15 protein-coding genes are annotated in these 20,470 nt (G+C 48.7%); 4 read left to right on the forward strand and 11 right to left on the reverse strand.

Translation table 11 applies throughout. The annotated features are described in order from the left end of the window. A partial coding sequence (locus tag PHI12_10275) for a hypothetical protein (protein ID MDD5511180.1) occupies positions 1–1,954 on the forward strand: 1,954 nt, incomplete at its 5' end. 173 nt (positions 1,955–2,127) lie between these two features. Here PHI12_10275 and PHI12_10280 read toward each other — a convergent pair. From PHI12_10280 to PHI12_10315, 8 genes are all read right to left on the reverse strand, one after another. Further along, on the reverse strand, positions 2,128–5,151 hold the full coding sequence (locus PHI12_10280) for a PKD domain-containing protein (GenBank protein ID MDD5511181.1): 3,024 nt from the start codon (positions 5,149–5,151) through the stop codon (positions 2,128–2,130). Between the two features lie 145 nt (positions 5,152–5,296). Further along, positions 5,297–5,809 carry a ribonuclease H-like domain-containing protein gene (locus tag PHI12_10285; protein MDD5511182.1) on the reverse strand — a complete coding sequence of 171 codons (513 nt, stop codon included), beginning with the start codon at positions 5,807–5,809 and terminating at the stop codon, positions 5,297–5,299. Then, positions 5,810–6,277, reverse strand: coding sequence for a hypothetical protein (locus PHI12_10290; GenBank protein ID MDD5511183.1), 468 nt, complete (start codon positions 6,275–6,277; stop codon positions 5,810–5,812). Positions 6,278–6,503: 226 nt separating this feature from the next. Further along, positions 6,504–7,040, reverse strand: coding sequence for a hypothetical protein (locus tag PHI12_10295; protein ID MDD5511184.1), 537 nt, complete (start codon positions 7,038–7,040; stop codon positions 6,504–6,506). Beyond that, complete coding sequence (locus PHI12_10300; GenBank protein MDD5511185.1) at positions 7,037–8,272, reverse strand: hypothetical protein; 1,236 nt, start codon at positions 8,270–8,272, stop codon at positions 7,037–7,039. The genes PHI12_10295 and PHI12_10300 overlap by 4 nt, the downstream gene beginning before the upstream one ends. Before the next feature lie 145 nt (positions 8,273–8,417). After that, the gene (locus tag PHI12_10305) at positions 8,418–8,957 is read right to left on the reverse strand and encodes a hypothetical protein (protein MDD5511186.1); all 540 of its coding nucleotides are present in this window, start codon (positions 8,955–8,957) and stop codon (positions 8,418–8,420) included. After that, positions 8,920–9,615, reverse strand: a complete 696-nt coding sequence (locus tag PHI12_10310; GenBank protein MDD5511187.1) for a tyrosine-type recombinase/integrase — start codon at positions 9,613–9,615, stop codon at positions 8,920–8,922. Before PHI12_10310 ends, PHI12_10305 begins: the two co-directional genes overlap by 38 nt. Next, the gene (locus PHI12_10315) at positions 9,593–9,775 is read right to left on the reverse strand and encodes a hypothetical protein (protein MDD5511188.1); all 183 of its coding nucleotides are present in this window, start codon (positions 9,773–9,775) and stop codon (positions 9,593–9,595) included. Before PHI12_10315 ends, PHI12_10310 begins: the two co-directional genes overlap by 23 nt. 127 nt (positions 9,776–9,902) lie before the next feature. On the opposite strand from PHI12_10315, the gene PHI12_10320 reads away from it, so the two are divergent. Together PHI12_10320 and PHI12_10325 are read left to right on the forward strand one after the other, a co-directional pair. Further along, positions 9,903–10,817: a hypothetical protein gene (locus PHI12_10320; protein MDD5511189.1), complete on the forward strand. Its 915-nt coding sequence runs from the start codon at positions 9,903–9,905 to the stop codon at positions 10,815–10,817. A 34-nt stretch (positions 10,818–10,851) separates the two neighbouring features. After that, entirely contained in the window at positions 10,852–12,552 is a 1,701-nt protein-coding gene (locus tag PHI12_10325) for a recombinase family protein (GenBank protein ID MDD5511190.1), read from the forward strand. 743 nt (positions 12,553–13,295) lie between these two features. Here the strand turns inward: PHI12_10325 and PHI12_10330 are convergent. From PHI12_10330 to PHI12_10340, 3 genes are all read right to left on the reverse strand, one after another. Further along, complete coding sequence (locus tag PHI12_10330) at positions 13,296–13,808, reverse strand: rhomboid family intramembrane serine protease (GenBank protein ID MDD5511191.1); 513 nt, start codon at positions 13,806–13,808, stop codon at positions 13,296–13,298. A gap of 371 nt (positions 13,809–14,179) precedes the next feature. After that, a complete protein-coding gene (locus tag PHI12_10335) occupies positions 14,180–14,878 on the reverse strand; it encodes an HAD-IA family hydrolase (GenBank protein MDD5511192.1) in 699 nt (232 codons plus the stop codon). Further along, complete coding sequence (locus PHI12_10340) at positions 14,875–15,804, reverse strand: DegV family protein (protein ID MDD5511193.1); 930 nt, start codon at positions 15,802–15,804, stop codon at positions 14,875–14,877. Before PHI12_10340 ends, PHI12_10335 begins: the two co-directional genes overlap by 4 nt. Before the next feature lie 378 nt (positions 15,805–16,182). On the opposite strand from PHI12_10340, the gene PHI12_10345 reads away from it, so the two are divergent. Continuing rightward, positions 16,183–19,806 (forward strand): Eco57I restriction-modification methylase domain-containing protein, encoded by a 3,624-nt coding sequence (locus tag PHI12_10345; GenBank protein ID MDD5511194.1) that lies wholly within the window; start codon positions 16,183–16,185, stop codon positions 19,804–19,806. The last annotated feature ends 664 nt before the right edge of the window (positions 19,807–20,470 follow it).

Raw genomic sequence — 20,470 nt, forward strand, 5'->3', positions numbered from 1 at the left:
AGAAGAAAACGGGGGTGCTAATCATGCAGTATCCCCTCGACTAGAGGGATGGTTTGCTTGCGATAGCGTCTGGCGGAGCTATGATAACGGCGATACTTGGGAGCGGATCTATCATGGTGACTGGCTATTGAACAATCAAGAAATATTTATTGTTTGGCCTCCACCTGCATTACTTCTGCGTTTGCCCTGTGATGACCTCGAGGAATGTTGCACCATCTACATGGGAGTCCAGGGTACCCAGGACCTCTTCTACAGCCGTGACTGTGGCCAGTGCTGGAACAAAGCCGTCAACCAGAAGCTGGTTATCCAGGACTTGACTGTGGAAACCGAGAACATTGTTTACATCCTTGATGAGGATGGCTATGTTTCAACATCCACCCAGTACGGTAGGCGTCCGTCCGACGGCGTCGACAGTGGGGTCGGCTCGGGTCACTCGATAACCTCCTGCTGTAACCAGGGCTGGGTTGTCGTCGGCGGTGCCGGTGACGAGCCGGTGGGATGGTCTGATGATGGTGGTGAGACGTGGAACCTGACCGAAGATCTGCCGGGACAACCGGAATACAATGTGCACATTGCCTGTGATCCAATCTGTGAAGGGACGATATACGCTGCCCTAGGTATGAACTACGCATACATACCACCTCTTCCACCAGCACCCCCATGTTTAGGTATCTATCGCTGGGTCATTGACGAAAGCGACGATTGGACTAACATGAACGCCTTCAAATATGGCTACTACGGCATTGCCATTGGTAGGAGTGACGGCACACTATATGCCGTCTCTGATAATATACACGTTGATCCAGATAAGTGCCTATGTGACCGGTTTGTGGCACCTGCCGAAGGTTATGAAGTCTACAGCGGTGTGGCAAGAAACCTGACTCCCTGCGAGACCGACTGCTGTGGCGAAGAGGATTGGGACTACCTCATCGCCGGACTTGGTACTATGGAGCCTAATCCAGTTCCCTACTGGTCCCCTACCGAGTTGTTTAATAACGAACCTTCAGCGCTACGCATCTGCGGTTGCTTAAGTAAGGACACCAATTCGGTCCTCTGGGCGATTGACATGGATTGGTATGATGTCACCGATGGCTCCGATGGCTCACTATGGAACTACGAGGACTGCGCCGCCAAGCGTGGTATTACCCTGACTTCCCCTGAGGACGGGGCAATCGTGGCATGCGACGTCTGCGCCAGCTGCGAAGGCTCCCCGCTTACCTTTAAGTGGGAGAGAATGTGCCTGGCCTGCAGCTACGACATCGAGATTATGGACGAGGACGGCAACGTCATCGCCGCTATAGAGGAGCTCGAAATCACCGGCGATCCGCCATCTCTGTACTGGGACGGATATGACTGTCCTGATGACTGTGCCGTCGGCTGCCAGTCACCTCTGGAGTGTGGCCGCACCTACACCTGGCACGTTCGAGAGGCCAACACCGAGACCGACGAGTGCGTCCACAGCCCCTGGTCGGAGACCTGGAGCTTCACCATCGAGGCCTCTTCGGCCAACGCTATCAAACTGATCGCCCCCGAACAGGGTGCGGTAGTTGCCCAGCGCACCGGAGTCGGCTTCTCCTGGAGCAGCGTCTACGACGCCACCACCTACAGCTTCGTCCTCTCGGCCAGCCCCGACCTCTCCGGCGCCCTGGCTACTGCTGACGTCAGCGGCACCGCCTACGCCTACTCGGGCACCCTGGACTACGAGACCACCTACTACTGGCAGGTAACCGCCTGGAAGGACGGCACCATGCTCTCCCAGAGCGATATCGGCACCTTCGCTGTCGCTGCCGAGGAGATTATTCCCGAGCCGGCACAGCCAACACCGCCACCGGAAGTCAACATACCACCGGTCCAGCAGGTAACCCCGACCTGGATGTATGTTGTGATTGCTATCGGCATTGCTCTGATAGTGGTGGTCGTTGTCCTGATTGTTCGGAGCAGGAGGCCTTCCTAACTCCTAGCCTTTCCTGATTCCGACTCTTAGAGACTAAAAGAGCCCCCCGAAATTCGGGGGGCTCTTCTTTTTATGGTCTTGTTTACTACCGCGGGATATTTTGCTGGATTGAACGAAAAGCCAAAATGTGCGAGGAGACTCTATCTAGAGAGAGCTTACCATTTTAGTTTATCTTAGCCTTGGGGTATTGGTGTCGTGATCTCGCCTGGTATTGTGACCGTCTGACCTATGGAGTTGGTCGCGATGAGTTTAATGCTCAGAGTTTGACCGCACATAGCCTCTCTGGTTTCAAAACCGGGATATAAAACAGTGGACATGGGCCCAGAACTGTGCCAGATATCCCCTCCTACCGTCAGTATTAAGCTAGTCACCGGATAATCGCCGCCAGTGAGGTCCTGAGCCTGGAACGATATAGTGACCGTACTCCAACACTCTGTTTCAACGGCTTGGCTGTTAGCGCTTGCCTCAAGGACGGCTCGCAGTGTTTGCTCCAACGGTGGCTCCTCGAGAGGCGATACCAGGACTATAGCTATGTCTTGGTCGGAGACAACGTTGGAATAGTCATATGAGCAGTGGGCACTGGTCACGAACGTGTTGAGATTGATACCCGGCTCTTGGGCTATTGCATCGTATTCAATAGCAATGCTCTCTCCCGGGGAGATTGGGCCGAGGTCAGTAAGGTCCCAAGTGAGTTCAACGCCCTGGCTCGTACTTCTCATCCGGTCGGGCGTTCCGGAGCCGTATCTATCTCCGTTGAGGTAGATCGTAGCGTGGCCATCCCATTCGAGGCAGGGCGGTAACAGGTCAACTGCCTCTGGCTCGACAATGTCTCGGCACTTGCCAGTATTCTCAATCTCCAGTCTGAAGCGAACGGTCTGCCCCGGCACAGCATTAATCTGATCTACCCAGCGCCTAGAAACGTTATTCCATACCCACTTGTCACCATCAATTCCCGGCTGACACGGACACTTACATTCGCAGGTCTGGTTACTCTCCCAGGGTTCCTGTCCCTTACCCCGCCTCTGGTTGTTACCTTCAACGTTTTCTTTAGCTGATTCGTTCGCCTCCCCCGGTTCCACCAGACCATCAGGGGGATCAGACAGGTCGGCTTCTGGATCCCTGGAATCTTCGTCAAAACCATCGGTATAGACGCCGCCGCCGGGATAGGTCGCCCAGGATTCAGTATCGGTGGATGTGCCAATAACTGTCCTTCCTTGACCAGTAACACCAGGGGCGTTGAAATTACCTGCGAAGCACGACTCGATAACCACAGTCACGCGGCAGCAGGCACCTGGCTTGTCGCAGTCCTCATCCGGACATGGTGGAATATTACCCAAGAAGTCAGCCAGGCTGTTACCTTGACCATCCGGGCTGGTTGGTTCCATGACCTCTTGAGTGCTGCCATTGGTGCCTTTAAGGGTTATACCGCCGTCCTCACGCCCATGTCCACAGATGTAGATAAGCACATAGTCACCGCACTTCACGTTCTGGGCAAGGTTGTCAAAAGCCTTGCCTATGTTGGCCAGCGTATTTTCGCCACTCCCACCCTTACCAGGACCGAGGTTAGCAACAGATTGATAGCCTTGGTCCGAAGCTAGATCTGCCATACGGTCAACTGATGCCTGCACTATTGGCGTCCCCATGGCCAGGTCTTTGGAGCTGTCCCCACCGCTAATGATAATGACATGGTAGTTTATGTCGTAGCCGCAGGGTCCTTTGGTAGGGCCGGGTGGTTCCCCCCTTGGAGGTGGTGGCGGTGGCGGCGGAGGAGGAGGTGGAGGTGGCGGCGGTGGCCATATCGGAGCCATAACCGGGATAGGAGGCTTATCAGTAAGGAAGGCAAAGTAATCCTCAATTTCTCCGTACTGGAACGAGCCACTGCCATCCCATCCGCCAACGTTAGAGAAGATATTTGGACTTATCTCTTCCCTGGTAAGGGCTAGCCTTATCCAGGTGGGGGACAGCCCAATAGCAGACAAGTTTGGCCACGAGAACCAGGGGGTGATTATGGTAACAGATGATCCCGGCTCTACACTAACCTTATGATTTACGACCACCCATTCGTCTCCTAGAGTCCCTTTACTCCAGTTGCCGCTGTGGTCAAAATCTATCAGGCCATTTGTATATCTTTCTAAACTGGGTGCATTCTGGGCTACGGTCACCGTGAAAGCCAGCTTTGCCTTATCATCCTCGATAATGACGAATATGCGCTCATCACTATCGGAGTCGACAAGGTTGGGGACGCCGTCCGGATCGGCCGGGTCGGTAGCGTCAACCTCAGCGCTCACGTTCAGACCGAGCATCTCTTCGCCGGTGTTCAGAGCGTGTGCCCCTGCTTGCCCAATCCTACTATTAGTGGTGGCATATACCGTTGGGAATTGTCCGGTGACTCCGTAATAGGCATCTTGTCCGTCAGGTGCGTCTCCGTAATCACCAAGCGGGGCAGTACTGGAAATACCCGAAATAGGAACCGAACTATCTAAAACAGAATAAAGCTCGATGAGATGCCCTTTCTTCAGTGTGGCGTCCCACATGGAGTGACTATTGATTTCTGGTGGCCAAGACTCATTCTTTATCTCATAGCTGCCGGTCTCCGCATCAATGAAGACGTATCTCGTCTTGTGGGCAAAAAAAGCTTCCGGATCATCATCAATGAAAACGAACCATGTCTTGCTAGCTAACGGGTAGCTCTGTCCGCTTTCCGAAGTGACAGTGTCCCCTTTTTGAAGAGGTTCTGAGAGCATGAAAGCAGAAATACGTTCGTAAGCATCGGCAGGCCTGATTATCTTGCTAACCAGTATCTCGATTGCTTGATCCTTGGTTATCTCACGTCTGGCCGATATAGCAATGGACCGGGTTTTGCTATTCGCAGTTCCCCGGTTATCGGTGACAGTTAAGGTAACATTGTAGGTGCCAGAGTTAGCGAAGATATGGTTTGGATTTGCTTGCGACGAACTGCTACTATCACCGAAATCCCACGACCAAGAGACAACGTTACCATCGCTATCAATGGACTTATCAGTGAATGAAACACTCTGGCCAGCTTGAGGTGTAGATGGGGAAAAAGCGAAATCGGCGACGGGTGGGGTATTCCTTGCTAATATTCCAACGCATCCCGTGAGCACTATTGCCGCAATCAAAGCAGTCAGTACGGCTATAGCTAACAGGCTTGCCTTACAAAATCTATGACTCCGCATCCCAACCCTACTACCATCTCTTGATGCTAGGGCTTCAGTCTACATCCAGTCAGTAACGTTGTCAATACCTTGCACAGTGGAAATTGCCACTAGTCCGGACACTTTTCATCGCAATGTGTATTTAGAAGACGCTATAAGCCATCAATTATCCGGGACTTGCTGCCAGAATTTCCCTTAAAGCCCTCAGGTTTATCAAATCCTCTTTGTTGTATTCAAGTAGCGTCGACAGGGCTTCATGGTCTTCATCTTGCAGGTATTTATACCATAACTGTACTGCCTCATATCCCGTAATGCTTTGTAGTTGCCGTGGAATGTTGAGCTGGCGCTCTACTTTCTTGAGGCCACCGTAGAGATTACAGCGCCAGCAGTCGTAGATAAGGTCATGATGGCCAGCCAGATTCACAGGGTTAATACCGAGTGAATAACGTATGAACGGTATAGCGAATCGGTTACCATTGTAAGTATAGATGTCGCTAACGCCCTTGGTAGCTCCAAGGAGATTACCGACGGTTACCTGTCTTCCTACCAATTGAGTAATCTCGCTATTGTTACCGTTAACCACGTAAATACCAACGACAGTGATATAATTAAATAGGCATGATATGCCGGTTGTTTCAATATTAAGATAGGCATCAACCAAGCTTGCCACCTGCTTCATTCATCGTTCCGAACCATCCTCAGGATGGTTTTCTATCCAGCATAAAAAGTCAACCGCCAATTCTCCTATTTTCACCATGAATGGCCTCACTACTGCCATCACTTCCTCTTTGGGTTCCCATACTGAGTCATCAGTCTGCAGGTCCAGGTGTACAGCAAGTCGGTAAAAATTTTCCGGCCCGTAGAAATATAAAAACATGTTGATTACGTATTTGTTTAGCTCAGGGTCTATTATGGGATCTTCCTCGTCCATATCATCCGATTCTATCCTGGCGTTATCGAAGTCTCTCCACAACGGTATAAAAGCTAATTCATTCTCCAGGAACCATCTTCGGTGCAGCATATACTCTATCTCATCAAGAGGTGTTGGGGGTGGGATTATAGGCGGAATCTCATCTGTGCCAGTAACTCGGCTGATGAGATCCATAAACTCCAGCCATCTCTCTACCCAGGCATTGGCCAGGGTCATCTCTTGCGGACTGTATGACTTATTACCCATATCTATTTTGTGTTGATACCCAAGGTGAGGAGTACTGATCTATAAAATAGCGCGGAAGCAGCGAGATCTTGAAATGCCAGGAGCAAGATACCCCTTTATTAATTATAGCTCCTGTGTCAAACATGTTCTGGTCACGACTATTCGCTCGTATTCGTAAACCCATTCCCGAGCACGAATAGGATGATTGTTAGGCCTTTCATCTTTGTCCGGATAGCTTGCGCAGGTTATCTGTAATGCTACTTAAGCCACCCATCCTTTCTCCAGCTGAGGCCCTCTTCTTCAACTTTTCCAGACCCGCAACCACCCTCTTCCATGGCATCCAGATTACCTCGGGATTAAGTCTATCCTCCGGGACCACTACCAACCTGCCGGTTAAAGAGACGTACCATCTGGTTTCGCCAAGGCCACGAATGAGACCGTCCACACCGGCAACCCCCGCATGCAGGGCGGAATATAGGTCTCTGCCAATTAACCCACCCAAAATGGCGCTCCCGATACCAATGGCCAGACCAGCCGGCAGAGTCCGTTTATCCTGAGTAATAGAAGCGAGCCCCCTCTGGCGTTCCTCCGATTGCTGCTGTGTTTTTAGATCATGCAGAATGATATCGATCTTGAGGCACTCCGCCTCTCTACTCAACATATCCAGATTACTGGCAACCGACACTGCTTTATCTCTGCTGGAGACCAGCTCTTGTCTAAGGTGGGTTACGGCATTTTCCCAGATCGGCTTCATAGTCGGTTATTACCCAGCTTTAGTTTTATTTCTCGGATAAAGTCATCGAGGTCTCTTTCAGAATCCTCCCCCTGTTTTACCATGTATTTCATGTCGATTATGGACTCGGCGGTGCTTACAGCCTCCATGATCAGGCTGTCAATCTGGGTTTTGATTTTATCCACCTGCTGCTGAATTTGTGAGGCTGCTTCTTGCCCCAGGTCCTGCAGCTGCTGTGAGGTTACCTGTATGGTACTATCCACTTCCCCCTGTAAGATATCTCTTCGCTGCTCCAGTGCAGCTACGTTACCTTTCAGGATCGCCTCCTGCTTGTTGAGATCCTTGATACTTTTAGCCAGAGCTGCCTTTGCCTCTTCAAGACTTAGCATATCCTTGCAGGTAGCCATGGCGGTGAATAGTTTTTCTCTGATATACCCGACATCAGCTTGGTCATTCTTAGCTATCTCCTCAATAAATGCCTTCAGCCGGAGCAGATCCTCCTCGGAGAAGCCGAGCTGCTCGATCTTCCCTAAGGTTTCCTCTTTGGTCCCGATCTGGGAGGATAGCCTGGTATTCTTTTGCTCAAGCTCACGCATTACCCGATCTAAGTTTAGCTTCTGCCCATCAGATTTACGGAGCTGTTCTTCCAGTTCTTGGAACCTGCCCTCCTGGGTAACGACAGCACTGGTAAGCTCTCCCCTCTTCTTCTCCAGGGTCTCAATCTGTGGTGAGAGACCATCCATCTCACCCAGCAGTTTTTCTCTACTTCCGATTAGCGAATCGAGCTCTACCTTTAGCCCGCTGACAATGTCCGAGTACTCGGTATACTCCTTTATCAGGGTCTGGAACGGCTTACCAGTATCTGTCTCGAGGGTGTGCAGCCTGGCCGCGGTCTCAAAGAAATCCCCGGCGGGGAAGTCGGGGGAAGAGACTTCCTTGACCAGTTTAGTCCAAGTTTCTATGGTTTCGGGTGTTATTCCCAGACCCTTCATACGCTGGTAGAAAGTCACTCCGAGCCGGGCTTCGGCAGGTGTCAGGCGCTTGCCCTTGAGGTCGAGAGCTAACTGACGCAAGTCCTCTATCTGATCAGCGGGGGTACCGGCGATGGTCAGCTGCCCGCTCCTTAGCTCAGCGACTACATTGGCGACAGTACCGTGGGACAGACCAGTCTTGTCCTCGATTTCCCTATATGTCTCACCGATCAGATAAAGCGATGATGCCTCCAGTCTTTTAGTTCTTGGTAGTTCCCTCATTCTTCTGCTCCTCTATATTAGTATGCCGTGCCCTGCTTTCAATACAAAGAGCGTAGAGCGTCATCGATTTGACTGACCATTTGACCAAATTGACCATCTCCTTGACCATAATATTTGCCTTTTCCTGATTTGTTGATTGCAGCAATTAGCAGCCGTATAAAGCCAGCTGTGGGTTTCTCCAGTCCAGTTCGCTTGCTTTTCTACCGGTATCTGTAAGCCTATAAAATATTCGAGGCGGACCAGCAGGGTAATTATCTTGAAAAGAAGACGGCTCTACCTTGCCCGACGGCTCTACCCAGCCAAGCCGCTGCAGCATCGCGAAATAGGTAATAAATGAATGGTACCGGCATCCATTTGCCTTATAGGGCATACGGGCAAGATATTTATCGACCAGAATGTCGATGTTATCCGGGTCGATCGGCCGTTTCTCGCTCTTTGCCTGTTTTTCTTCCTGGCGGGTGCCTCTATCTGTAGCTGTGGCCCTAATTAGAGCTATCTTATATGCCTGGAATATATCGGCCTGAGGGGCGCCAACTGAAGTATCGATAAAAGGCGCGCCATATGGTCCGTTACCCAGGAGAAATTCCCGGATAAAAGAGCCGCACCCGAATGGTCTCAGAAACCCTCCTCTTTTTGGCTTTAATAGCTCAACCATTGCTATCGTCCTCTTCCCAAAGTCGCTCATACCAATCCCGATGCTCCTCGCCGGATACCTTTCGATATCGCGCGGTAGTGTTAAAGCTTGCATGACCAAGGTGCTCTTGGAGCATTCTTAAACTATCACCTGAGTCATCGCGCTTCACCGCATGGACAGCGAACGCATCCCGAAGACGGTGGGGGCTTACCCCATGTACCCTCCCGGTTTCAGGATTTATCAGTGTCGGCAACCCCGCCTTGTGGGCACAGTCCTGGATTATCTGCCAGGCGCGATGACGATTGATGCCGAAGATGAGCTTTTTACCGTTCTTGTCTACAGGCCCGCCCCGATCGATATATTCTTTTAGGAGACCAAGGGTAACGCGATCAATTGGCAATATCCTACGGCGGCGATGTTCCTGCTGCTGAGCACTCGCTTCTTTGACTCTTGATCCGCATTTCGGGCAGAAGCAATTGTTTCTTCCCAATACAGAATTGCATATAGGGCAGTTAAGCTTAATACGTGTTTTCAGATGGAGTATTGTAATTGTGCCCTGGTCTAGGTCTATATCGTCCACCGATATTGCCACTGCCTCTGATATGCGACAGCCGAGGTGAAAAAGTGTTCGCACTAGAAGCCTGTCCCTAAGATTAGTGGTAGCCTCTTCAAGCTTCATTACCTCTTCAGTCTCCAAGTACGTTTTCATCATTCTCCCCTTTGATCTTTCCCGTTTCGTCCTTGGGCCTTTCATCTAACACCCTCTGCAATCTGGCAAGGTGTGCCCGGGCGATAATTCTCGCTAGAGTCTGAAGCCCTGAACTTTCCGATAGATTGTCAACCTTTTCTGAGTCGGTATCGTTCTTCATGCTATCATTATAGAAATTAATAATATGCTAATATTAATGGAATTACTGCTTGACAAATATCATAACGTTAATTAAAATTACCATATAGGCGTAATAGTTGGTAAAAAGATATGTCAAGGGGGTAAAAATGCCAAAAAAGCTACCGGCCTCGGAAAAACGCGAGTGGTTAAGGCGCTATGAGGAGGGAGAAGCAGAAGCGACGATTGCTAAAGATGAGCACCGTGACCTTAACGTTATTAAGCGGGGGATAGAGGAAGCTAAAAACGAACGCAGGTTATCCTTGGCTCAATCGGAGATGTTAAAAGATGCCCTACGAAAACATCAGGATAAACTTCTGGCAGTAATGACTAGTCTCTTGGGTGCCCTGGTTATACCTCCTCCCGATCTCGAGTTACCAAGAAACGGGGTGAATTCAGCGAACTCGATAAAATTGTCGGGAGCACAAATAGACTACGACACATATAAGGGTCTGCTTGTTACCCTGGATGCTGAAAGTGGCATTCACTGGGAACTACTCCGGGAGCACTTAAAACGTGATCGTTTGTGGAAAAGGCTCGAGGAGTGGAAGGATGCGACTACACAGCACACGAGGGCTAGAATGGGCTTAAAGCTTCATGCCGAAACACTGTTAACGGCTAATACTGGCCTCAGGGCTCTTGACAATATCGATAATGCTCCAGGCGATGATTATCTCTACTACCCTGCGGTGGGCTTACTCTACCGGATCGCCTTAGATGAAGCGATCCAGACACCAAATAGGGAAGGCTTCAGAGAAGAAATGCTTGTAATAGAGAAGCCGCGCATTAAATATGCTAAGGGTGATATGCCGCTGGTTCACTTTTCTGAATTAAAGGAAGGATATCGGGCTGGTATTATCAAGGCTTTCGAAAAGATTATGTCTTCTGCCAAGGTAGGCGAAGTTAAATCGACATACGAAATTCTCAAGGAAGCAACAGATAAGGCTAGAAGAATAGCGGAGGAGATAAACCTTCTTGGCCTTATCCCAGGGCAGTGCCGGGTCTGCCGCCGCCTGGGGATGTAAAGATCATCAAGGAAGGAGGAGGGAAATAATTGTTATGAAAGTAGCGCTGTACGCCCGGGTTTCTTCGGATGCCCAGGATACGGATTTATCCCTCTCGGCCCAGCTAAGGGCCTTAAGGGAATATGCCCAGAGAAAGGGCTACGAGGTAGTAAGGGAATTTATCGATGAGGCCGAAAGCGGAAGGAGCGGTAATAGGCCCGCCTTCAAGGAGATGATAGCCCTTGGGAAAGTAAAGGAGCCCCCTTTCGAGGCAATCCTTGTCTGGAAGCTAAATAGATTTACCCGTAGCAGGGTAGATTCCATAACCTATAAGGCCCTACTTAGGAGTAAGGGTATCGAGGTGATATCGATTAACGAGCCCTTTGATGATAGCCCTACCGGACGCCTTATGGAAGGGGTTATCGAGTCCATCGATGAGTTCTATAGCGCTAACCTCGGCCAGGATATAAAGCGGGGACTAAGGGAAAACGCAAGGAGGGGCTTTTTTAACGGTAGCAAGCCTCCCTACGGTTTTCACAAGGTACCGGTTAGAGATGGTACTAAGATCCGCAGCAGGCTTGAGCCCGACCCTGAGGGATCGGCATCGGTAAAGGTAGTTAGAAGGATATTCGATCTGGCGCTAAACGATGCCGGGTGTAAGGATATAGCCAGAATCCTAAATAGAGAGGGTATCCGTACCAGCACAGGTAGCTACTGGGGTAAGACCACAGTCCATAAGGTGCTTACCAATGAGGCCTATGCCGGGACGTTAGTATGGGGTGGAAGGCCGGGACACCCGGCGATTAGGAGCGGTGAGCCCCCGGTGAGGGTAGAAGGTGCCTGGGAACCAATTATCGATAAAGAAACATTTAACATGGTGAAGGAGAAGATGGCCCAAAGGAAGCCGGAGGTCGTGCATCCGCGCGTAGTCCCCAGCTTCTATCTCTTAAGCGGACTTCTCTACTGCTCCTGCGGGATGGCCATGATCGGTAGGAGTGCTAAATCTCACCGGTATTACTACTACATGTGTAACCGGAGCTTTAAGCAGGGAAGAGATAGCTGTAGGGCAAGGATACTTCCCAAGGATAAGCTTGAAGGTCTCGTCATTAAACAGATTAAGGAGAGGATACTTACAGAAGAGTGCCTGGAAGGACTTGTAAGGCTCGTAAACGAGGAGCTTGATTCAAGCCACAATATATACAAAGAAAGGCTCGATACGGTTGATGCTGAGCATAGTGAGGTAAGGATGAGGCTATCACGGCTCTATGATGCCCTGGAGACGGGGAAGGTGACCCTGGATGATCTTTCCCCTCGCATACGTGAGCTTAGGGTAAGGCAGGATGAGCTAAATAAGGCGAGGGTACAGTTGGAGGCTGAGGCAGTGCTCAAAGATTCAGAGCCCATTGATATTGGCAAGGTGAAGGGATATGTAGAGGACCTTAAATGCCTGCTCGAAGAGGGTGATTTAATTCAGAGCAAGGCTTTCCTTCGCTCTTTTATTAAGAGGATTGAAGTAGATGGTGATCAGGTTAGAATAGACTATAGACTACCGTTACCGGCTATAGGTGGTGATAGGGAGGTAAGCGAAGTTCTGCCTATTGGTACCCTTGGTGGGCCTAAGGGGACGATACCTAGAACTCTTAACAAGCGTCGAAAAGGTTCGGCATGGTCGCCGAGGATTTTTTCAGCGACCTTTCCTTGGCCACCGGGCAAAGAAGAAATTAAAACCTGCCAGTATTTTCCTATATTGAATTGAGCCCCGGCGTATTATCTTTCTCTGTATTTGTTGGCATGAAATCATATTGTGGGAATCGATTTCTGAACACTCCGATGAGTGGTATGTGCAAGCCTTAGGTTAACAGGTGCAAGCGTGAGCCGTGGTATTCTTGCACTTTTCTTGCACTGCTAGCTTTGCACTGCCACCGGGCCAGGGCTTATATAGGGGGGAGGGGGGTAGCTTGTGCAACGCTTGCGGCCAAGAGTAACCGGACCACTAAACCGTGCATAAAAGAGGCCGCGGAAAAAAGTGCATGCAAAGGTGACGGGTGCAAAGGAGTAAGCCCGATCAATTGCCGGCTACCTATCGGGCTCGGTTATCATGGGTACCCAGACGATGTAAAGTTACCTAGTAAAATCTTTAGGCGCTGGAATTACAATACCCCAATGAGGAAGTTACCGATAATCTACTGGCCAAAGCCTTGGTAACATAGATATCGGTCGCATCATCCCTGCTCTTTCTAAGTTTTCCAAGTTAATTCTGCGCATAAAAATAGAAATGGGTAACCTTCTTATTGATGGAATATGATAAATTATCCAATGATGAAAAGGGGTCCCGTAGCAATTATGCGAAAAACAGAACCGAGTGCTAGCAATTTAAATAAGCCATATGAACCATCCGAATCATGCCCGAAATGTGGTAAAAGTTGCTTCATATATCACGAGAAAGGTTGGCAGTGTTTCAACTGCATCGTCAATAACTATTATGTCAGTGAAGACTCGTTACTGATAATAGCCAGTTCTCCACATTCGCTGCTCCTTTCTTTTAAGAACGAAGCCAACAATAAGCCCTACAATGAGTCCGCCAAGATGGGCTTGCCAGGCTATTCCCGTAACGAATGCCGTAATAACAAAAGCGATTGCGATTGCTACCCACAGTGGCATCGGTATGAAAAAATAGAGTGCCACTCTTACCTTGGGACGCATCATCGCAAGGACACCCCCAAGGGCGAACACAGCCCCCGATGCGCCCACTACCACTGTGTACATTGGCCCTATCAATAAGAACATGAGATTGCCAACAATCCCGCCGAGGATGTATACCAGCAAGAACCATTTGGTATCCATAAGCTGGAGACATAACTTTCCCAAAAAATAGAGGTTGAGCATGTTGAAAAAGATGTGTGAGAATCCGGCATGAACAAACATAGCGCTAACAATAGTCCAGTAACTGGAGTTATCGATGGGTTTGGCCATGGCCAGGTAACTACCAATGTCTGGTCTGACCACAGTCATTATGAAAATGACGAGGTTGACTGCAATAATAGCCCAGATTAATGTGGAACTATGGTATTGTCTACGCATGTCTGTCTATTCTATCCTTTCGGAGGCAATGCTTCAAACTAGATTGCCATTTAAGAAGAGGCATTACACAAGCACGACAGCTACATGAATAGATATTCTAAATTGTGATAATAATACTCAAGGGTGCCAACGCGAGCTAGAAAGCGAATAGCTTTCATGATACTGAAATATTTTGTTCAACCTTCTGGCTTTACTGTTCAATTGAAAATGTCAGGGTCTATCCCCCGTGTCTCTAACTCCGACGATCATCCTTTGAAGATGACGTTCCGTTTGGCTATCTCCGCGAAAGAATTGAGCGATTATTACCAAATAATACTTGGGAGCTCAGTCAGAGTACGTATTCGGGGGCAATCGGTTATCTCAGGAAATAAATCGTAACGATCAAGAAGCATAGGGCTAATACCCACCCCCTTAGCACCAACAACATCCGTACTGTACTGATCACCCACATATATAGCTTCTGCAGCTCTAACACTGGCACGTTCCAACGCCGCTAAAAAGACTGGTGGTTTCGGTTTGGGAACTCTGATGTCACTGGAAGTAATAGTGAAATCAAGATAGGGCTCTAAGCCGAGCTGGCCGGCGATAAGGTTTATTTCTTTCTTCATACTGGTAATTAATCCGAGAATAAAGCCGTTATTCTTCAAGGTCTTCATGGTTGGGAGTACGTCATCATAAAGGCTGAAACCTAGCTTTTTGGCATCACGGCTCATCATCGTCATAATCTGAAAGACTGTGTCTCTAGGCAAAGTTACACCGATACGAGACAATATTAGTTCTACATACTGAAGAAAATATTCTGGATCTTTCGATTCATCCCAACGATATGGAGTACCGCCGGGTCGCTCAGTCTCAGCAATATAAATAGGACGTATTAGCTTCTCGGGGGATACCTCTATACCAAATTTAGAAAAGATCTGGGTAACAAAGTCATGTCTTTCTATTTCAGGATGTCCTACGGTATCCATCCAATCAAAAAATATTGCCTTTATAATCTTCAATGTACTCCTCGCTCCACCCGCAAGGGAATAACAGACTCAACCGAATACCTTCGTATCTCAGTCTTCACTCCACCAGCTAAAGGTACGACCCCCATAACATTAGTGCTCACTACAGGCAAGATTGGGCTAATATAAAGCTCAACACACTGGAACTGTGATAATGTCTTTTGTTTAAGTTCTTCGGCTTCAGCTAAGGCATCAGCATGGTTTATGGCAACATGTAGTCCCTTACCTCCACTCCTCTGCTTCACTACATCAAACAGTGCTTCAAGTGTCTGGCCTTTAGTCCTACACCTGGCTAGAGGTATGTGCTCTCCGCCGGTAGAAGTATCCAATTCCAAAAGAGCCGTGCTAGTAATTTTAGAACCTGCCCAGGGACGGGCTTTATGTGTCCTGCCTCCCTTGACTAAGTAGTAAAGGTCATCAGATAGGAGAATATATTTAACCTTTCTTACTATATTGTTAGCCACTTCAACTACCTCGGGGAGACTCTTGCCGGCGGCAGCCGCTCTGGCAGCTTCCAAAGCAACGAGCATCTCAGCTCCACAAGCGCTGCCAGAATCAATCACCTCAATAACAGTCTGGGGCAGCTCATCCTCAGTTATCTTTTTAGCTTGCATCGCCGCATTTGGTGACATGCCAAGCTTTACGCTGTGAGTTATGTATAAAATAGCCTCTACCTTCTGGTTTAGTTCACGGAATGCTTCTTGGGAAACCCCTACAGAGATAGATGAAGTCTTAGGTATCTTTTTTGCCTCCTTCCACTTAGGCATTTGTTGATAAAACCAGGCTAGATTTACCTCAGTATCAAGATACGTCTTGCCTTCTATAATAACGTTCAAAGGCATTAGTTTAATATCGTAGCTATTGGCGATTTCCTGAGGCATTTGGCTGACGGTATCAGTCATAATAGCTACTTTTTTCACTGCTATCTCCTATAAGGAATTCCCCTTTGGAACTAGCGATCAAACGATTATCATTCGTCATCGCCCTTGGCAATAATAATAGCCTCATGCCACAGGGACGGTCAACTTCCACTCCGGGCTTTCGGTTGTTTCAACCTGTTGAGGAAAACCCATCTGTAAGCGTTGAACTTTCTGACGTTTCGTGTAATGATGTACCCCATAATTCTGTTGAAGTGTAGTTGCTTGTGGTGTAAGATAAGGCCAGTTATGTGAACTTTGCCCACGGAAACCTGTTTAGGAGATTGAACGATAGACCGCCAAGAACGGGAACAATCTGTTCTTAAACTCCTTATAGACCTCCGAGGCCTCGAGCCGCTCAAAAAGCTGTTCTGGTCAGAGTTGAATTATGACCGCATAAATCAGCCCCTATCGCGCCGTGATTGGAACTTAAGCGCTGCCAACGCCATCACCGAAGACCCGGTTCTTTTTGCCGGCGGTGGACAAAACCATGACTTCCACGTTGTTTACAGCCGTCTCCCCCAAGACAGGCTGCTACTAGGCCAGGAACGCCCCGTGGTCAATCAGCTTCTCAAGGAACATCCATACGGCATGTTCATTTTTTCTAACCAGACACAGGACCGTTGGCACTTTATCAACGTAAAATATGATGCTGAAACCGAAAAACGTCGCCTGTTTCGACGTATCAGCATCGGTCCGGAGGAGCGCCTTCGCACCGCCTCACAGCGCATTGCCATGCTTGACCTGCAGTCTATCCAGCCGGACATGTTTGGCGCGCAGCCATTAACTATCCAGTCAAGGCATGATGAAGCTTTTGACGTTGAAGCAGTTACCAGGCAGTTCTTTGAAGAATACAAAGCGATATTCAGGATTCTGGAAGACGATTTAAAGAAGCAGTCAAGCAACCATGTCTGGGCACATGACTATTCACTCCAGTTCCTCAACCGCTGCATGTTTATCTACTTCATCCAGCGTAAGGGTTGGCTGGGCAATGACCGTGATTTTCTGCTTTCCTTCTGGAAGAGCTACCAGCACTCTGGGCAAACCATGGATACATTCGTGGAAAATTGGCTGACGGTGCTTTTCTTTGAGGCCTTTTGTGATAAGCCCATCGCCTACCATACACACTTCCCAGCCGAGATTAAAGGCGCGCTCTCCCTGGCCCCATATCTTAACGGTGGTCTCTTTGACAAGAACAAGCTCGACCAGGAGCATCAAGCTACCATCTCCGACCAGCGCTTCGAACAAATTCTAAAGTTCCTGGAACGTTACAACTTTACCATCGCGGAAGACAGCCCATTGGATAAAGAGGTAGCTGTCGACCCGGAGATGATTGGTAAAGTCTATGAAAGCCTGGTCAATGTATCCGAGGAAGTCGACAAGCGTGGTGAGGCCGGCATCTTTTATACCCCCAGAACGGAAATCGACCTGATGTGTCGCTTATCGCTGGTCGACAACCTGGCTAACCATTTAGGTGAAGACAAGAAGGAACTACTTTACCAACTAGTCTTTGCCCTGGAACCAGACGAGAAAACCGATGCTGACCAAACCGTTACCAGATCTAATCTATGGCCAAACCTAAACGAGCGGCTACGTGACATTACTGTCCTAGACCCGGCCTGCGGTTCCGGCTCTTTTCTGGTGGGTATGCTAAATATCCTGGATGACCTCCAGGAGCGGGCAGGTCGTCAGCTTGACACTACAGAAACATCTTACGAGCGTAAGAAGCGAATAGTCGGTCAATCGCTTTATGGCGTGGATGTAATGGAGTGGGCCTGTCATGTCGCCGAGTTGCGCCTCTGGCTGGCGCTGATTATAGATGCTGAATTCACCCAGGAAGAACTACATGTGCGGCGGGAGCCTCTCTTGCCTCACTTCTCGTTCAAGATTCGCTGCGGGGACAGCCTGGTACAAGAAGTTGGCGGCATTAATCTGGGCCACATTGCCGCCTCGCATGAGATACCACCGTCTTTAAAAACCAGAATCACAGATCTGAAAAATGAGAAGCTCAGATTTTATGACAATGATGCTACCGGTAAGCTGAAGTCGGTAGAGGCCATCCGCAATGAGGAGAAACGCCTTTTTATGGAGATGCTGAATGCCCGCTACCAGACCATTCAGGAAGAACTCAAGTCCCGCTACCGCAAACTGGAAGGCCAGCAGGAACGCCGGATAAGGCTGGATGGTACTGTAGAAGCAGCGCCTCCTCACCAGATGAATCTTGAAGCAAGTAAATACCGGCAGGAGATTGAGAACCTCACCAATGAACTGGCACAGATTGAAGCGGCACGGAAAGCACTCAGCTCCGCCAGAGAAGTACCCTTCGTCTGGGATATTGCCTTTGTGGAAATCTTTGAAGGGGAAAAAGAAGGCTTTGATATTGTTATCGGTAATCCGCCGTATGTACGGCAGGAAGCGATTGCCGACCCACGGACGCCTCGTGACAAGGTGACGGCGGACAACAAGCGGGTCTATAAAGACAAATTAGCACGCTCGGTGTACCAGGCGTTCCCGCACTTTTTCGGCTACAAATCCGGCAGCAACACGGTGGCACACAAGATTGACGCCAAGAGCGACCTCTATATTTATTTCTATCTACGCGGTCTTAAATTGCTTAATTCTAAAGGCTCATTCTGCTTTATTACCTCCAACTCCTGGCTGGATGTCGGCTACGGGGCGGACCTGCAGGAGTTTCTGCTCAAACACGGCCATGTCAAGCTGGTGCTGGACAACCAGGTGAAGCGTAGCTTTGCCAATGCCGATGTAAACTCAATCATCGTGCTTTTATCCGCTCCGGATGATCGCTATGAGTTAGCGCTGAAAAAGATGGCCCGCTTCGTCATGTTCCGTGCGCCGTTCGAGCATATCCTGTCACCGATAATATTCGACGAGATTGAGGAGGCAACCGAACGCAGGGCGACCAAAGAATATCGTACCTTTCCCATTCAACAGAGCAAGCTGCTGGAAGACGGCTGTGAGATACCGGAGGAAGAGGAAGCTGGCAAAACTGTAGGGCCGTTGATTAAGACTGCCCGCTATATCGGCAACAAGTGGGGCGGCAAATACCTGAGAGCACCGGACATCTACTGGACGATACTAGAAAAGGCAGGGAAAAGACTCATATCACTAGGAGACCTGGGTCGCGTCAGGTACCCGATTAAGACAGGTATCAACGAGTTCTTCTATGTAGACGAGACTATAATAGAAGAATTTGGGATTGAGAAGGAATTCCTTTTGCCAGTGGCCAAGTCACCTAAAGATTTTGAATCCCTTCGTCTCAAAAGGGAAAACATTAAAGTATACCTGTTCTGCTGTGACTTAAGTCTTGCGGAGTTACAGCAGAGGGGAAAGAAGGGTGCTCTGTCTTATATTCAATGGGGGCAACGACAAGTTACAAAAGCTAGACAAAAAACATTAGCGGGTATTGCATGGCCCGAAGTACCATCTGTGTCCGGTAGAAAACAATGGTACACTATCGATAACATTGGAACGACAGATGTAGCATGCAACCGTTTTTTTGATCGGCGTTTCTTTTTTGGTTTTTACGACTTTCCAGCAATTGAAGATCAGACATTCTACGGATTGACCCTAAACTCAAATTACAGAGCCCGTAAACACGCACAAATAGCACTGCTTAACTCGACATCATCGTATTTATTCATTGAGGTACTGGGGCGAGTTGGGTTAGGCCTTGGTGTTCTTCAGTATGCTCGCGTAGACATGGAGAGATTACTCGCTTTAGACATACTCTCATTCGAACAATCTTCTATTGAGAGCTTACTCCGAACATTCGATTTATTGTCAGAGAGACCAATATTGTCTATTTTTGATGAAACGAAACAGCAGGACAGAAGAGATTTAGACGTGATAGTATTCAAGGAGCTAGGAATAGCCCCAGCGCATGTGGACTATCTATATGAATCTCTCTTGTTCCTAATCCAAGAACGTTTATTAAAAGCAGACTCCTTGAATAACATTCGGAAGGCAGAAGGAAATGGAATATGAGATCATTGGTCCAGCACCTACGAGTGTAAGGTTACAACCATTCGGCCAAGTGCTTGATGGAGTTCTGATCCAGGCAAAATACGTCTCACTTGCGGTGGCTTATCTGCATTATGGTGCAATTGACATCATTGGACGACATTTGTCGCAAATCCTCCAACAAGATGGTCAAGCAGACGTTGTAATTGGTATTAGAAATTCGAGTAGTCGAGCTTTGCGCAGTCTGGCTGCAATCATAGGGGTTTCCAACATGTCCTTATATTGGCAAAGGGGGCAAGGTAACTTTCATCCAAAACTCTATCTTTTAGCAAATAATACTAACCTAGACACAGCCACACAATTAGATGTATTCGTAGGGTCAAGTAATCTGACTGGTGCCGGGCTTAAACATAATCTGGAGATCAACGTTCACTTGAAGTTTAATAGACCGTCTGATTCCAACCAAATAACTGAGTGGAAAAACCGATGGGCTAGGATTCGGAATCTACCTGGTATACGTCCTTATTCAGAACAATTGATTTCTAACCTAGAAAGAAGGGGGGCGTTCAGGCAATCTCAGACTGAAGCCAATCTTGATGATTTGTTTCCAGCATCAGCTACAACTACAGAAATAGATCTGAATAGCACCACTTATGTCCAAACGCTCCAACCAAACGACTTCCCAAAT

The sequence above is a fragment of the Dehalococcoidales bacterium genome, assembly GCA_028716225.1.
Classification (GTDB): domain Bacteria; phylum Chloroflexota; class Dehalococcoidia; order Dehalococcoidales; family UBA5760; genus UBA5760.

Excerpts from the sequence above, each read along its gene's own strand:
- PHI12_10280 (MDD5511181.1), bottom strand. The coding sequence starts at position 5,151 with ATGCGGAGTCATAGATTTTGTAAGGCAAGCCTGTTAGCTATAGCCGTA.
- PHI12_10285 (MDD5511182.1), bottom strand. The coding sequence starts at position 5,809 with ATGAAGCAGGTGGCAAGCTTGGTTGATGCCTATCTTAATATTGAAACA.
- PHI12_10290 (MDD5511183.1), bottom strand. The coding sequence starts at position 6,277 with ATGACCCTGGCCAATGCCTGGGTAGAGAGATGGCTGGAGTTTATGGAT.
- PHI12_10295 (MDD5511184.1), bottom strand. The coding sequence starts at position 7,040 with ATGAAGCCGATCTGGGAAAATGCCGTAACCCACCTTAGACAAGAGCTG.
- PHI12_10300 (MDD5511185.1), bottom strand. The coding sequence starts at position 8,272 with ATGAGGGAACTACCAAGAACTAAAAGACTGGAGGCATCATCGCTTTAT.
- PHI12_10305 (MDD5511186.1), bottom strand. The coding sequence starts at position 8,957 with ATGAGCGACTTTGGGAAGAGGACGATAGCAATGGTTGAGCTATTAAAG.
- PHI12_10310 (MDD5511187.1), bottom strand. The coding sequence starts at position 9,615 with ATGAAAACGTACTTGGAGACTGAAGAGGTAATGAAGCTTGAAGAGGCT.
- PHI12_10315 (MDD5511188.1), bottom strand. The coding sequence starts at position 9,775 with ATGAAGAACGATACCGACTCAGAAAAGGTTGACAATCTATCGGAAAGT.
- PHI12_10320 (MDD5511189.1), top strand. The coding sequence starts at position 9,903 with ATGCCAAAAAAGCTACCGGCCTCGGAAAAACGCGAGTGGTTAAGGCGC.
- PHI12_10325 (MDD5511190.1), top strand. The coding sequence starts at position 10,852 with ATGAAAGTAGCGCTGTACGCCCGGGTTTCTTCGGATGCCCAGGATACG.
- PHI12_10330 (MDD5511191.1), bottom strand. The coding sequence starts at position 13,808 with ATGACTGTGGTCAGACCAGACATTGGTAGTTACCTGGCCATGGCCAAA.